Source organism: Actinocorallia sp. B10E7 (genome assembly GCF_039871655.1).
Classification (GTDB): Bacteria; Actinomycetota; Actinomycetes; order Streptosporangiales; family Streptosporangiaceae; genus Actinocorallia.
This window is the reverse complement of the sequence record NZ_JBDPLZ010000015.1, coordinates 25124-38955: the sequence shown is the minus strand read 5'-3', so window position 1 is coordinate 38955 and position 13832 is coordinate 25124. Positions and strand designations below refer to the sequence as shown.

General features: G+C 70.3%; 11 protein-coding genes. 9 read left to right on the top strand and 2 right to left on the bottom strand.

Going from position 1 to position 13832, the window contains the following annotated elements; genetic code table 11:
• The first annotated feature begins 96 nt into the window (after positions 1-96).
• Together ABGB12_RS32590 and ABGB12_RS32585 are read left to right on the top strand one after the other, a co-directional pair.
• Entirely contained in the window at positions 97-990 is an 894-nt protein-coding gene (locus ABGB12_RS32590) for a hypothetical protein (RefSeq protein WP_347683972.1), read from the top strand.
• A gap of 91 nt (positions 991-1081) precedes the next feature.
• Positions 1082-1510 (top strand): CBS domain-containing protein, encoded by a 429-nt coding sequence (locus ABGB12_RS32585; RefSeq protein ID WP_347683970.1) that lies wholly within the window; start codon positions 1082-1084, stop codon positions 1508-1510.
• 47 nt (positions 1511-1557) lie between these two features.
• Here the strand turns inward: ABGB12_RS32585 and ABGB12_RS32580 are convergent, their stop codons facing one another.
• Positions 1558-2466, bottom strand: coding sequence for a metal-dependent hydrolase (locus tag ABGB12_RS32580; protein WP_347683968.1), 909 nt, complete (start codon positions 2464-2466; stop codon positions 1558-1560).
• Positions 2467-2864: 398 nt separating this feature from the next.
• Between ABGB12_RS32580 and ABGB12_RS32575 the strand changes: the two genes are divergently transcribed.
• Positions 2865-4697 carry a long-chain fatty acid--CoA ligase gene (locus ABGB12_RS32575; RefSeq protein ID WP_347683966.1) on the top strand — a complete coding sequence of 611 codons (1833 nt, stop codon included), beginning with the start codon at positions 2865-2867 and terminating at the stop codon, positions 4695-4697.
• Between the two features lie 73 nt (positions 4698-4770).
• On the opposite strand, the gene ABGB12_RS32570 is transcribed toward ABGB12_RS32575, so the two are convergent.
• Positions 4771-5277 carry a DM13 domain-containing protein gene (locus ABGB12_RS32570; RefSeq protein ID WP_347683964.1) on the bottom strand — a complete coding sequence of 169 codons (507 nt, stop codon included), beginning with the start codon at positions 5275-5277 and terminating at the stop codon, positions 4771-4773.
• A gap of 200 nt (positions 5278-5477) precedes the next feature.
• Here ABGB12_RS32570 and ABGB12_RS32565 point away from each other — a divergent pair, with 200 nt between their 5' ends.
• The 6 genes from ABGB12_RS32565 to ABGB12_RS32540 all read left to right on the top strand — a co-directional run bounded on the left by ABGB12_RS32565 (position 5478) and on the right by ABGB12_RS32540 (position 13717).
• Positions 5478-5759 carry a GlsB/YeaQ/YmgE family stress response membrane protein gene (locus tag ABGB12_RS32565; protein ID WP_347683962.1) on the top strand — a complete coding sequence of 94 codons (282 nt, stop codon included), beginning with the start codon at positions 5478-5480 and terminating at the stop codon, positions 5757-5759.
• A 194-nt stretch (positions 5760-5953) separates the two neighbouring features.
• Entirely contained in the window at positions 5954-6604 is a 651-nt protein-coding gene (locus tag ABGB12_RS32560; RefSeq protein ID WP_347683960.1) for a VC0807 family protein, read from the top strand.
• A gap of 168 nt (positions 6605-6772) precedes the next feature.
• Entirely contained in the window at positions 6773-8056 is a 1284-nt protein-coding gene (locus ABGB12_RS32555; protein ID WP_347683958.1) for an Ig-like domain-containing protein, read from the top strand.
• The gene (locus tag ABGB12_RS32550; RefSeq protein ID WP_347683956.1) at positions 8053-9351 is read left to right on the top strand and encodes an Ig-like domain-containing protein; all 1299 of its coding nucleotides are present in this window, start codon (positions 8053-8055) and stop codon (positions 9349-9351) included. Before ABGB12_RS32555 ends, ABGB12_RS32550 begins: the two co-directional genes overlap by 4 nt.
• A gap of 70 nt (positions 9352-9421) precedes the next feature.
• The gene (locus ABGB12_RS32545) at positions 9422-10375 is read left to right on the top strand and encodes a GNAT family N-acetyltransferase (protein WP_347683954.1); all 954 of its coding nucleotides are present in this window, start codon (positions 9422-9424) and stop codon (positions 10373-10375) included.
• Between the two features lie 45 nt (positions 10376-10420).
• Positions 10421-13717, top strand: coding sequence for a PDZ domain-containing protein (locus ABGB12_RS32540; protein WP_347683952.1), 3297 nt, complete (start codon positions 10421-10423; stop codon positions 13715-13717).
• Positions 13718-13832: the final 115 nt, after the last annotated feature.

Sequence of the window (13832 nt, the reverse complement as noted above, 5' to 3'; positions counted from 1 at the left end):
AGCTATGCGGCCGGATGGAGCGACAGGACCGGGTCTTCCCCATCATGCTCTTCTCCTGTCAAGCTGCCTGCGAAGCCGTCAGTGGGAGGAGGGCCCATGAGCGGGGACCGGCGGGAGGGCGACGAGGCCGCGCTGGACTCACTGGTCGTCCTGGCGGCCGAGAGCCTCGGTTACTCCTGCACCCGTCTGCCGGGGGACGTGATGGCCCTGGAGGGGCGGGACAGGCTGCACGTCGGCCTGCGCGACCTGTGGCAGCTGGCCCGGTTGATGCCGCGCGCCCACTGGCCCGCCCTGGTCTCCGACCATGTCACCACGGTCGTCGCCGCGGTCGAGGAGCCCCTGGACCTGGAGGACTTCGGGCGGATCCTGCATCTGCTGCGCACCCGCGTCCATCCGGCGGAGGCCGACCGGGGCGTGCTGGCCGCCCGGCCGTTCGCGCCGGGCCTCATCGAGGTGGTCGTGCTCGACACTCCGACCACGGTGCGCGCCCTCACCCGGGCCCAGGTGGCTCCCTGGAAGGTCTCCGAGGAGGAGCTGTTCGCGCTGGGGCGGGCCAACGTGCACGCCGACGGGCCTCTCCAGCGGGCGGAGCGGAGCCTGGACGGGCCCGGCCGGGAAGCGGTGGGGGCGCCGGTCGTCACGGTGCTGCACGGCTGGACCTTCTACGCGGCCACCCATCTGGCCTGGCTGGGGGAGTACCTGCCGATCGGCCCGCTCGGCGCGCTGGTCGCGCTGCCCAGCCGCGGGCTGCTCCTGGCCTTCCCGCTGCATCCGGGGCAGGACGAGGAGACGCTGACCCGTGCCGCCGCGTGCCTGTACGAGCGGACGGGCAGGGGGTATGAGGAGGGGCCGGGCTCGCTGAGCAGGGAGCTGTACTGGTGGCGGCACGGCGTGCTCACCCCGCTGGGGCCGGGTCCGGACGGCGTCGGCCCGGCGCTGCCCGACGGTCTGCTGCCCGCTGTGGCGGGGGAACGGACTATTCGAGATTAGGCAAAACCCCTGCAAGGGGCCCTTCCCGGAAGCCTCCTGACATGCGACGGTGTGCGCAAAGACCCGGTCCACAGTGAGGGAAGGGTGATGCATGCGTATAGCCGATATTCTCCGCGTCAAGGGTGATCCGGTGGTGACTCTGCCGCCGGAGGCCACCGTACGGGACCTGCTCGGAGCGCTGGCGGGCCACAACATCGGTGCCGTCGTGGTCTCGTCCGACGGGGCCGCGATCGAGGGCATCGCGTCAGAGCGCGACGTGGTGCGCCATCTCCACGAGCGGGGCGCCGGGCTGCTGGACGCCCCGGTGTCCACGATCATGACCAGCCCCGTTCGCACCTGCGCTCCGGGCGACTCGGTGGAGGGTCTGCGCAAGATCATGACCGAACACCGCATCCGGCATCTCCCGGTGCTCGCCGAGGGAGGGCTGGCCGGGATCGTCAGCATCGGCGACGTCGTCAAGAGCGCCATCGACCAGTTGGAGACCGAACGGGAGCAGCTCGTGGGCTACATCCACGGCTGACCGTCCGGGTGCCCCTCCCGCGGGCGGGGCACCCGGCCCCGGCGTCTTCAGTACGGGTCGTAGCCGGCGGCCCGGGCGGCGGGCGACTTCAGCAGGTACTCCAGGGCCTGGGGGGTGCTGCCGATCTGCGACGGGTGGTGGTTCGGCTTGAGGTAGACGACGCCCTCGACGATGAGCAGCCGGAAGAGCCCCGGGACCAGGCCCGCCTTGGCGGCCCGGCGGTACTCGCGGTACATCCAGCGCAGGGTCGGCTTGCGGCCGAGTGTCGGGTCCTGCTTGAGCAGGAAGCGGGCGCCGCCGATGAGCGCCCAGTAGAGGAAGGACAGCGAGACGAGCCAGCCGGCGACCCGCGTGAAGTAGCCGCCGCCGACCTTCTTGTAGACGTCGAAGACCACGGAGCGGTGCTCGACCTCCTCGGCGCCGTGCCAGCGCAGCAGGTCCAGCATCATCGGGTCGACCCCGGCCGCGTCCAGCCTGTCGTTGTCGAGGATCCACTGGCCGAGGACCGCGGTGTAGTGCTCGATCGCCGAGACGGCGGCCAGTTCGAACCTGAGCATGCGGCGGCGGGCCCTGGGCTTGAGCTTCGCCCGGTCCGCCGGACGGTTCTCGTTGCCCTGGCGGCCCATCTCGGTGATGGGCGTGTGGTCGATGCCGTGCCGTTCCAGCAGGTCGGCGAGGAAGGAGTTGTGCGCCCTGGCGTGCACCATCTCCTGGCCGATGAAGCCCTTGATCTCTTCCAGCAGCCGCTCGTCGGTGATCTGCGGCCTGGCGTCCTGGACGCACTGGATGAACCAGCGCTCGCCCTCGGGTAGCACCAGGTGGAAGGAATTGATCATGTGGGTCGCGACCGGATTGCCGGGGATCCAGTGCAGCGGGGTGTTCTCCCAGTCGAAGCTCACGCGCCTGGGCCTGATCGGCGGATGCCGTTCGTCCACCTCGAATGAGGGCAGCCCCATGGATCCTCCTACGGCGCGTTATCGGGTGCGTCGCCTGCGACGACAGACCCGCACTATGCCGGAGAAGCCCTCGTGGTGCCACTGCGGTTCATGACAAACGACCGGGAGGCGTCCTGTCCGGGCCTGACAAATTCCGCCGTGTGTCAAGAGTGCGCACACGGCGCGGTGGGGGCGGGGAGGCCGGGTCGGTGCCGCGGTCTGCCGATGTCCAGGAAAAACCGCACAGAGAGTTACATACTCGCCAGTAATGAGTAATGTGCGGTTATGTGGGCCCTGTCACAAAGTAACCGGTTACTTACGATGCTGAGATTTCCGTCAGCGGACCTTGTCTCCGGCAACGAGAGCATGGTCCTATGGGCCCCCCGGATAAGTGAACGTTTACATGGAGGCGCGCACCCATGAGCACCACGGCCACCCTGGAGGAACGGGCCAGGTTCGACGCGAAGATCGCGGGCCGGACCATCTGTGGAGTCCTGCGCGACACCGCTGAGACCTATGGCGACCTCCCCGCCTACACCGACCTCAACGGGCCCACCCTCACCTGGAGCGAGGTCCGAGAGCGCGCGCTGGAGATCGCGGCCGGCTACATCGCCCTGGGCCTGGAGCCCGGCGAGGTCGTCTCGCTGATGATCTCCAACCGCTCCGAGCACATCCTGGCCGACCTCGGCGCGATGCACGCCGGCGGTGTGCCCAGCACCGTCTACGCCACTCTCGCGCCGGACCAGGTGCAGTACATCGCCGACAACTCCGGCGCGGTCATCGCGGTCCTCGAGGGCAAGGACCAGCTCGGGCGCTGGCAGCCGATCCTCGACCAGCTGCCCCGGCTCCGCAAGGTCATCGTCATCAACGACGTTCCCGAGGGCGACCTCTACCTCTCCTGGGACGACTTCCTCGCCCTGGGCCGCAAGGCCATCACGGAGCGGGCGGCCGAGGTCGAGGCGCGCCATGAGGCGATCAAGCCGACCGACGCGCTGACGATCCTGTACACCTCCGGGACCACGGGCAACCCCAAGGGCGTGATCATCACCCACCAGATGGCCATGTACGAGGGGGAGTGCTCCTCGGCGACCTCCGGCCTGCCCGACCACAACGTCGGCGTCTCCTACCTGCCGTTCGCGCACATCGCCGACCGCGTGGTCTCCTACTACCTGGCGATCGGCCGGGCCTCCCACATCTACTTCTGCCCGGACCCGACGCAGCTGACCGCGATGCTGCGCGAGGTCCGCCCGAACGCGTTCTTCGGCGTCCCCCGGATCTGGGAGAAGGTCATGGCCGGCATCCAGGCCTTCCTCTCCCAGGAGAGCGACCAGGCCAAGAAGGCCGGCATCGAGGCGGCCATGGCGGTGGGCCGCGAGTACGTCGCCGCCCGCGAGGCCGGCGGCAGCCCGTCACAGGAGCTGGCCGCGAAGTTCGCCGCGATGGACGAGGCGGTGCTGTCGAAGATCCGCGGCCTGCTCGGCCTGGACCGGGTGGTGCACGCGATGAGCGCCGCCGCCCCGCTGCCGATCGAGGTCGCCCGCTTCTTCTCCGGCCTGGGCATCGCCATCCTGGACGTCTACGGCATGACCGAGACCACCGGCGCCGCCACCGCCAACACCAACGACGCCTTCAAACTGGGCACGGTCGGACGTCCGTTCCCCGGCGTCGAGATGCGGATCGCCGAGGACGGCGAGATCCTCTTCCGCGCGACCACCTGCACCCCCGGCTACCTCAACCGGCCCGAGGCCACGGCCGAACTGCTGGACGACGAGGGCTGGGTGCACACCGGCGACATCGGCGAGGTGGACGAGGACGGGTACCTCAAGATCGTCGACCGCAAGAAGGAGATCATCATCACCGCGGGCGGCGAGAACATCGCCCCGTCGATGATCGAGAACCTGCTCAAGGAGCACCCGCTGGTCGGCCAGGCCCTGGCCTACGGCGACAAGCGGCCCTTCGTCACCGCCCTCATCACCCTGGACGGCGAGGTCGCCCCGGTGTGGGCGGCCACCCGCGGCATCGAGCAGACCGACCTGGCCTCGCTGGCCCGGCACCCGCTGGTGCTCGAGGAGATCGAGAAGGCGGTGGCCGACGCCAACGCCCGGCTCGCCCGGGTCCAGCAGGTGAAGAAGTTCGCGCTGCTGACCGCGGAGTGGACCGCCGAGACCGAGGAGCTCACCCCGACCCTCAAGCTCAAGCGCAAGGTCGTCCACACCAAGTACAACGACGTGATCGAGGGGCTCTACGCCTGACGCGTCCCAACGCGGGATCCGGCCGGTCCGCCGTCCTTCGGGACGGGGCCGGCCGGAGCCGTCCTCGCAGGCGTCAGGAGATCGCCGACGCGGCGAACACCGCGTCGAAACGTTCGCACCAGATGACGGCCGACCGGTACCTCGACAGGTCGGTCCCGGCCGGGACCTCGTAGTTGGAGCTGCCCTCGTTGCCCTTGAGGGCGGCCAGCGTGAGGCGGTCCGAGCCCAGTTCGCCGACCTGGTCGAAGGGCTTGGGGGAGAGGACCACCTTCACGTCCGGCCCGTTGGAGGTGCTGAGGTCCTCCAGCCGCACCGTGTAGGAGCCGTCCGGGAGCCGGTAGACCTTCACCTTCCCGGTGGTCTCCCCGTGGGAGTAGGAGCGCCAGACGGAACCCTCGAAGACCTTCTCGGGGCCGCTCTCCCGCTGCCCCGGCAGAGCGGGGCCGGGGGCGACGGAGAGGTCGGCCTCCTGGGCCTGCTGGTCCACCCAGAGTTTCCACGGCTGGAACGCGGCCAGGGCCGCCGCGAGTCCCAGTACCCCCACGACGGCGACGACCGCCGCCCACCTCTTACGCGCCATGCTCATCCCTCGTTCCGGCTCGGTTCGTCCCGGAACCATTCCACCGGTGGGGCGGCCGCCTTTCCACGGAGATTCTGCTTACGAGCCTGTGACATCCCCTGAAGTATGGATTTGTTAAGTAATTCGGACCTCTCGTGTTCGCCGGGAATCCAGGGGTACGGACCATGCATGGACGTCGCCATGGAAGGGAGGCGCAGGACATGACCATCACGGGTATCATCAGCGCCCTGATCTTCGGCGCCATCATCGGGGCGGTGGGACGCCTCCTGGTCCCCGGCAAGCAGAACATGCCGATCTGGCTCACGGTGCTGGTGGGCATCGTCGCGGCCTTCGCGGGTACCGCGCTGGCCCGGCTGTTCAATCTGAGCACCGGTGGTCTCAACTTCTGGGAGATCCTCTTCCAGGTGGTCCTCGCGGCCGTCGCCGTGTTCATCGTGGTGGGGCTGTGGCCCAAGGGCCGGGGGGGCACCAGCGGTTATTGACCGCGGTTGCCGGGTGGCGACGTCCCGGTGGACGGTCGTGCCCGATCCAGTGGTGAACGAAAGCGGAGGGCGTCCGGAGGTGGGTGCTCTCCGCTTCCGTTCGCCTTCATGAATCGGCATAACCCACATCAGATCTTCACGTAACGTGGGGACCTCCTTTCTCCTTCTTCTCGCGGGGTCTCGGGGGCGCTCGGATGGAACTGCACGTCACCGGCCACACCTTCGAGCTGCCCGAGTTCCGGGTGCTGCTGCGGCACGCCCTGCCCCGGTTCGTCGAAGGGGTGGTCGCCCCGGTCGCCGTCTTCTACCTGGCGCTGCTGGTGCTCGGGCAGACCGGCGCGGTGGCCGTCGCGGTGCTGTGGGTCTTCGGCGGCATCGCCTACCGGCTGGTGCGGCGCGGTCCGGTGCCCGGCACGCTGCTGCTGGCGGCCCTGGGGGTGAGCGCCCGCGCGGTGCTGGCCCTGGGCACCGGCAACCCCAAGCTGTTCTTCCTCCAGCCGACGCTCGGCACCCTGCTGGTCGGCGCGGTGTTCCTGGCCTCGGTGCCGCTGGGCCGCCCGATGGCGCAGAAGGTCGCCACGGACCTGGTGCCCCTGCCCGACGCCTTCCTCGCGCACGACCGGGTGCGCCGGTTCTTCCTGCGCGTCTCGCTGCTGTGGGCGCTGGTCTTCTTCGCCAACGCGGTGTTCAGCCTGTGGCTGCTGTGGCACGAGTCGCTGGAGACGTTCCTGTGGCTGCGGACCTCGGCGGTCGGCCTCGCCTGGGTGGCCGCCGGCGCGGTCTCGCTCCTGGGGTTCCGGCGGATCGTGGACCGGGTCGGCGGAGAGATCGCGGTGCCCGTCTGACCTCCGCGCCACACCTGCGTGGCGAGCGGCAACGATTGTTTATCGAAGCCTTGCGGGTTCCGAACTATATGGCATCATCACCCGTCTTAGCCGTTAATGTCTCTCATACGGGTCTTTGGCCGGGAAGGGGCCACTGATCTGTACGGGGTTCTTAACGGAGGTTTTACGGTGCGGCGGGACTTGCGGGGGTTGCGGCTTATCGGGCTGGTCAGCGTGGCGGCACTGGTCGCCGCCTGCAGTGGCGGGAGCGGCGACGGGACGGGGCCGGGAAAGGACAAGGCCCAGCCCCCCGCCGTCGCGATCACCCCGGCCGACGGGACGGGCAAGGCCAAGCCCGAGCAGGGCGTCACGGTGCAGGCCACCCTCGGCGAGCTCACCGCCGTGAAGGTCCAGCTCAAGGGCCAGGAGGTGCCGGGCGCGCTGTCCGCGGACAAGAAGGTCTGGAAGTCGGCCGGAAACCTGCAGCCCAACGCCTCCTACACCGTCGAGGCGGTCGCCGAGAACGACGGCCAGACCGCCACGACCACCAGCAGCTTCAAGACCCTCAAGCCGTCCGCGACCTTCGGGCTGGAGTCCAACATCCCCTGGTCCGGCCAGACGGTCGGCGTCGGAATGCCGATCGTCCTGAACTTCGACCAGCCGGTGAAGGACAGGAAGGCGGTCGAGAGCGCGCTGAGCGTCGAGTCCGAGAAGCCGAACGAGGGCGCCTGGTACTGGTACACCGACGAGCAGGTGATCTTCCGGACCAAGGAGTACTGGGACGCCCACCAGGACATCAAGGTCACCGGCCGGTTCTCCGGCGTCAAGGCGGCCAAGGGCGTCTACGGCATGAAGGACTTCACCTTCAAATTCAAGGTCGGCTCTTCGAACATCAGCACCGTCAACGCCAGGACCCACCGGATGGTCGTCAAGATCGACGGCAAGAAGGTGCGGGACGTCGGCATCAGCGCGGGCAAGGCCACCGAGCGCAAGTACACGACGACCAACGGCATCCACGTCACGATGGAGAAGAAGAACCCCGAGATCATGATCTCGCCGGGGATCGAGAAGGGCGAGCCCGGCTACTACCGGGAGGTCGTCCCCTACGCGGTCCGCATCTCCTACAGCGGCGAGTACGTGCACTCGGCGCCATGGTCCGTCGGCTCCCAGGGCCGCGCCAACGTGAGCCACGGCTGCGTGAACGCGCCGCCGGAGTTCGCCCAGTGGTACTACAACCAGTCCAAGTGGGGCGACATCGTCACCGTGACGGGCACCGACCGGGAGCTGGAGTTCGACAACGGCTACGGTTACTGGCAGAAGTCGTGGAAGGACTGGGTGGTGGGCAGCGCCTTCGACAAGTCCGTCTCCACCACCCCCGGCCAGCCCCAGGCCGAGACCCAGCCCCAGGCCGGAACCCCCGGCAGCACCACCCCCGCCGCCCCCTCGACCCCCGCTGAGAGCACCACTCCATGATCCGTCGCACCTCCTTCGCGCTGTCCGGCACGGCGGCGCTCCTCCTCGTCACGGCCTGCTCCGGCAACTCCACGGAGGTCACCGAGCAGGCGCAGACCGAACCGGCGGCGCCCCAGCTGACCATCACCCCCGCCGACGGCACCGGCAAGGTCAAGCCGGACAGCAAGATCAAGGTCGCCGTCACCGACGGCAAGCTGCAGAACGTCACCGTGAAGGCCGGCAAGAAGGACGTCGCGGGCGAGATGTCGGACGACGGCACCTCGTGGACCTCCACCTGGACGCTCCGGCCCGGCGCCACCTACCAGGTGTCGGCGACCGCGGCCAACAACGTCCAGACGGCCACGGCCGCCAGCACCTTCACCACGCTGAAGCCCGCGAGCACCTTCCGGATCGCCGACATCGTCCCCCAGTCGGGGGAGACCGTCGGCGTGGGCATGCCCATCACGATCACCTTCGACCGGGACATCTCGAACAAGAAGGCGGTCGAGCAAGCCCTGGTGGTGCGCTCGGAGAAGCCCGCGATCGGTGCCTGGTACTGGACCGCCGACAACCAGGTGATCTTCCGGACCAAGAACAAGCAGTACTGGGACGCCCACCAGAAGGTGAAGCTGACCGCGCACCTGGCCGGGGTGCGGGGCGCCAAGGGCGTCTACGGGGCGGCGGACAGGACCCACCAGTTCAAGATCGGCGACTCGCAGATCAGCACCGTCGACACCAAGAAGAAGTACATCACCGTCGTCCGCAACGGCAAGAAGGTCAAGCGCGTCCCGATCAGCGCGGGCAAGGGCGGCCGGGTCGTCAACGGCATCGACACCTACCTGACCACCAGCGGTACCCACCTGACCATGTCCCGGCACCGCGTTGAGATCATGACGTCGGAATGGATGGGCGTCGACCCGAAGGACAAGGCCAACGGCGGATACAAGGAGGTCATCCCCTTCGCCGTCCGCATCTCCAACTCCGGCGAGTACGTGCACTCCATGGCCAGCCGAGTGTGGGCGATGGGCCGCTACAACCTCAGCCACGGCTGCGTGAACGCGCCGCCGGAGTTCGCCCAGTGGTTCTACAACAACTTCCAGCGCGGCGACATCGTCGACGTCACCGGGACCAAGCGCCGGGTCGAGTGGAACAACGGCTGGTCGTACTACGAGATGCCGTGGAAGCAGTGGGTCAAGGGCGGTGCCCTGGATCAGGAGATCACCACCGGGCCGGTGGAGGAGCCCCGGCAGGCGCCCGCCGCGGCGGCTCCGTCGACGCCTCCCGCGGCCCCGGCGACGACGGCCGCGACCCCCTGAGCCCAGTCGATCTCGACCGAGATCGTGATTGGCCGCCCGTGCGGGCCCGGCTTCGGGTAGAACTCCGAAGATGGACGTCATCGAGGTGAGGGATCCGGCGGACGGGGAACTGGACGCCTGGCACGCGCTGGTGTCCTCGGCGCACACCCACGACCACCCGGACGAGCCGCCTCCCGAGCCGTCGCAGACCGTCGGCCTGCTGCTGGGAGGGGAGCGCCGACGCCTGTGGGCGGTGCCCCACGAGGACGGGTTCGGGGCGGTGGCGAGCCTGCGGCTGCCCGGGGACGCGGCTCTGCGGGCCGGGGAGATCGAGATCCACGTGCATCCGGGGCTGCGCCGCCGCGGGGTGGGCACCCGGCTGCTGCGGTCGGCGGCCGGGGCGCTGCGCGCCGACCAGCGGGCCACCGCGATCGCCCAGGCGCTGGCGGGCACCCCCGCGGTGCCGTTCCTGGAGTCCCGCGGGTTCGGCTGCGTGCTCACCACCCGGAGCCTGGTGCTGCGCACGGCCGAGACCGACACGGCGCCCTACGCCGCGCTGAATCCCTCCGGATACCGGTTGATCCGCTGGACGGGCGCGGTGCCCGACCGGCTCGCCGCCGACTTCGCCAAGGCCAAGCGGGCCATGGCCGACCACGAAGAGGGCGAGTCGGCCTGGACCCCCGAGCGGATCAGGGAGACGGCCGAGCAGGTGGCCAAGCGCGGCGACGAGCTCTACACCGTGGCCGCCCTGTACGGCACCCGGCTGGCCGGGTTCACGGAGATCGTCGTGCCCGGGGACGCCTCCGACCGGGCCTTCCAGTACGACACCGCCGTCGTCCCCGAGCACCGGGGCCTCAGGCTGGGCCTGTGGGTGAAGGCGGCCATGCTGCGCTGGCTGGCCGAGGAGCGCCCCGAGATCGCCGAGATCGAGACCGACAACGCCGACGACAACGAGCACATGCTCGCGGTCAACGAGGCGCTGGGCTTCCGTCCCCTGCGCGAGTACCGGGAGTACCAGGCCACGGCCTCGGATCTACCTCGGTAGATCATCCCCGCGACGCGGGAGGCAGGGGAACCCTACGATGGAGTGGTGACTTCGGGTGAGTATCTGCGGTATCCCCATCTGAGGGGCGAGCTGCTGGCCTTCACCGCCGAGGACGACGTGTGGCTGGCTCCACTGGACGGGGGGCGGGCCTGGCGGCTGTCGGCCGACCGCACTCCGGTGAGCCATCCGCGGCTGTCCGCGGACGGGAGCAAGGTCGCCTGGACCAGCTGGCGGGACGGTGATCCCGAGGTGCATCTGGCGCCGGTGGACGGCGGCCCGAGCGAACGCCTCACCCACTGGGGCGCCGCCTCCACCCGGGTGCGCGGTTGGACGCCCGGCGGCAGGGTGCTGGCCACCAGTTCCACCGGCCAGCCGTTCTCCCACTTCACCTGGGCCTACGCGGTCCCGGTCGACGGCAGCACCGCCGCGCGCCTGCCGTACGGGCCGGTGGAGGACCTGGCGCTGTCGGGGGCGCACCGCTCGGAGCGGGCGGCGCTGCTGACCGGAGGGGCGAGCGAACCGGCCCGTTGGAAGCGGTACCGGGGCGGCGGCATGGGCAGGCTGTGGACGGGCGCGGCGGTCGAGCCCGCCGAGTACCGCACCGAGGCCGACGGGCCGCTGTCGATCGACGAGCACCACTTCACCCGGATCCTGGCGGACCTGGGCGGCCATCTGGACAGCGTCATGATCGTGGACGGCAGGGTGGCCTTCCTGTCCGACCACGAGGGCGTCGGCGCCCTGTACTCCTGCGACTTCGACGGCTCCGACCTGCGCCGCCACGGCGAGAGGCCCGAGTTCTACGCCAGGCAGGCGGCCACCGACGGCTCCAGGATCGTCTACTGCTCGGCCGGGCGGATCTGGCTGCTGGAGAGCCTGGAGGACGAGCCGAGGCCGCTGGAGGTCCGGCTGGGCGGCTCGGGCACGGCCCGCCGCCCCTTCCAGGTGACCGGCGAGGACATGCTCGGCGGCTTCTCCTGCGACCGTACCGGCCGGGCCAGCGCGGTGGAGGTCGCCGGGACCGTGCACTGGCTCACCCACCGCGACGGCCCCGCCCGCACCCTGGCCACCGATCCCCGTTCCCGGGCCCGCCTGCCCCGGGTCCTGGGCGACGGGAACGTCGCCTGGGTCGTCGACGCGGGCACCGACCTGCCCGGCGACGCCCTGGAGGTGGCCCCCGCGGCGGGCCTGGAGCCGGGGACGTCCCCGCGCAGGCTGGCCGCGGGACGGCTGGGCTGGGTCGACGACCTGGCGCCCGCCCCCGACGGCAAGGCCGTCGCGGTCACCACCAAGGACGGCGGGCTGCTGCTGGTGAACCTGGAGTCGGGGGAGACCGGGGAGTTGGCGGCGACGGACAAGGGCCGGATCGAGGACGTGGCGTTCTCACCGGACTCGGCCTGGATCACCTGGTCGGAGCCGGAGGCCCCGCCGCTGCGCCGGATCCGGCTGGCCCGCCTGGCGGACCGTCTCGTCGTGGACGTCACCGACGGCAGGTTCGAGGACAGCTCGCCCTGTTTCACGCTGGACGGCAAGTTCCTGGCCTTCCTGTCGTGGCGCGGGTTCGACCCCGTCTACGACCAGCACGTGTTCGACCTCTCGTTCCCGTTCGGTTGCCGCCCGTACCTCGTGCCGCTGGCCGCCTCGACGCCGTCGCCCTTCGCCCCTTCGGTCGAGGGCCGTCCGGTGGGCTCCGAGGACAACGGCAACGGCAAGAACGACAAAGGCGATGAAGGAGACGGGAGCGACGAGAGCGACAAGGACGAGGAGGAGAAGGGCGAGGAGGAGAAGAAAGACCGCACCAGGGTCGATCTGGAGGGTTTGTCAGCCCGGGTCGTGCCCTTCCCGGTGGAGGCATCCCGCTATGCCGCGATGAGCCCGGTCAAGGGCGGGGTGGTGTGGATGAAGCTGCCGCTGTCCGGCTCGCTGGGCGAGAGCGGCCCCCAGCCCGACACCGCCCCGCTGCGGCCGTCCCTGGAGCGCTTCGACTTCGGCACCCGCAAGTGCGAGGAGATCGTCGATCCGCTCGACGGCTATGCCGTCAGCGGCGACGGGGAGCGGCTGGTGGTCCGCAACCGGGGCAGGCTGCAGGTGGTGGCGTCGAACGGCTCGGGCTCCGACGACGACACCGTCAAGGTCGATCTCTCCCGGGCCAGGACCGGCATCGATCCGGTGGCCCGCTGGAGGCTGGCCTACGCGGAGGCGGGCCGTGTGACGCGCCACGAGTTCTGGAGCGAGCGGGCTCTGGAGGAGGCGGGATGGGACGCCGCGCTGGAGCGCTACCGCCCCGTCCTGGACCGGGTGGCCACCCCCGACGACTTCGCCGACCTCATGTGGGAGCTGCTCGGCGAGCTGGGCACCTCCCACGCCTACGCCGCCCGCGCCCGCTACGACCGGGAGGGGGAGTGGCTGGGCATGCTCGGCGCGGACCTGCGCCGGGACGGCGACGTCTGGCGGATCACGCGCATCCTGCCCGGCGAGTCCTCCGACCCGCGCGCCCGCGCCCCGCTGGCGGGGCCGGGCATCGTGGTGCGTCCCGGCGACGTCCTGCTGGAGGTGGACGGGCGGCGGGTCGACCCGGTGACCGGGCCGGGACCGCTGCTGGCGGGCATGGCCGACACCCCGATCGAGCTGACCGTCGGTCCCCGCGATGGCGGGACGCCGCGCAGGGTGGCGGTGGTGCCGCTGCTGGACGAGGAGCGGCTGCGCTACCAGGACTGGGTGTCCGAACGCCGCAGGCACGTCCGCGAGGCCGGCGGGGGCCGCCTGGGGTACCTGCACATCCCGGACATGGTGGGTTTCGGCTGGGCGCAGCTGCACCGCGACCTGCGGGTCGAGATGGCGCTGGAGGGCCTGGTCCTGGACCTGCGCGGCAACCGCGGCGGCCACACCTCCCAGCTGGTGCTGGAGAAGCTCGTCCGCAAGATCATCGGCTGGGACCTGCCGCGCGTCGGCATGCCCTCGTCCTACCCGGAGAACGCCCCGCGCGGCCCGATCGTGGCGGTGGTGGACGAGCGCGCCGGCTCGGACGGAGACATCATCTCGGCCGCGATCAAGGTCATGGGCCTGGGCAAGGTCGTCGGCACCCGCACCTGGGGCGGCGTCATCGGCATCGACGGCTGGCACCGCCTGGCCGACGGCACCTCCATCACCGTGCCCAAGTACGCCACCTGGTTCGACGCCTACGGCTGGGGCCTGGAGAACCACGGCGTGGACCCGGACCTTGAGGTCGTCATGACCCCCGAGGACTGGGTCAACGGCCGCGACCCCCAGCTCGACACGGCGGTCTCCCTGGCTCTGGCGTCCCTGGCCGACCGCAGGGCGGCGGCTCCGCCCGAGCGCTACTGACGCTCCGCGTCCGCGTCACCGGCCGTCGTCCTTCGGGATGGCGGCCTTTTCGCATGTGAACGAGCCGGTTTCCGGCATCGGACGGAGGCGGGGAGGCGGCGCGTTGTTTGATTGT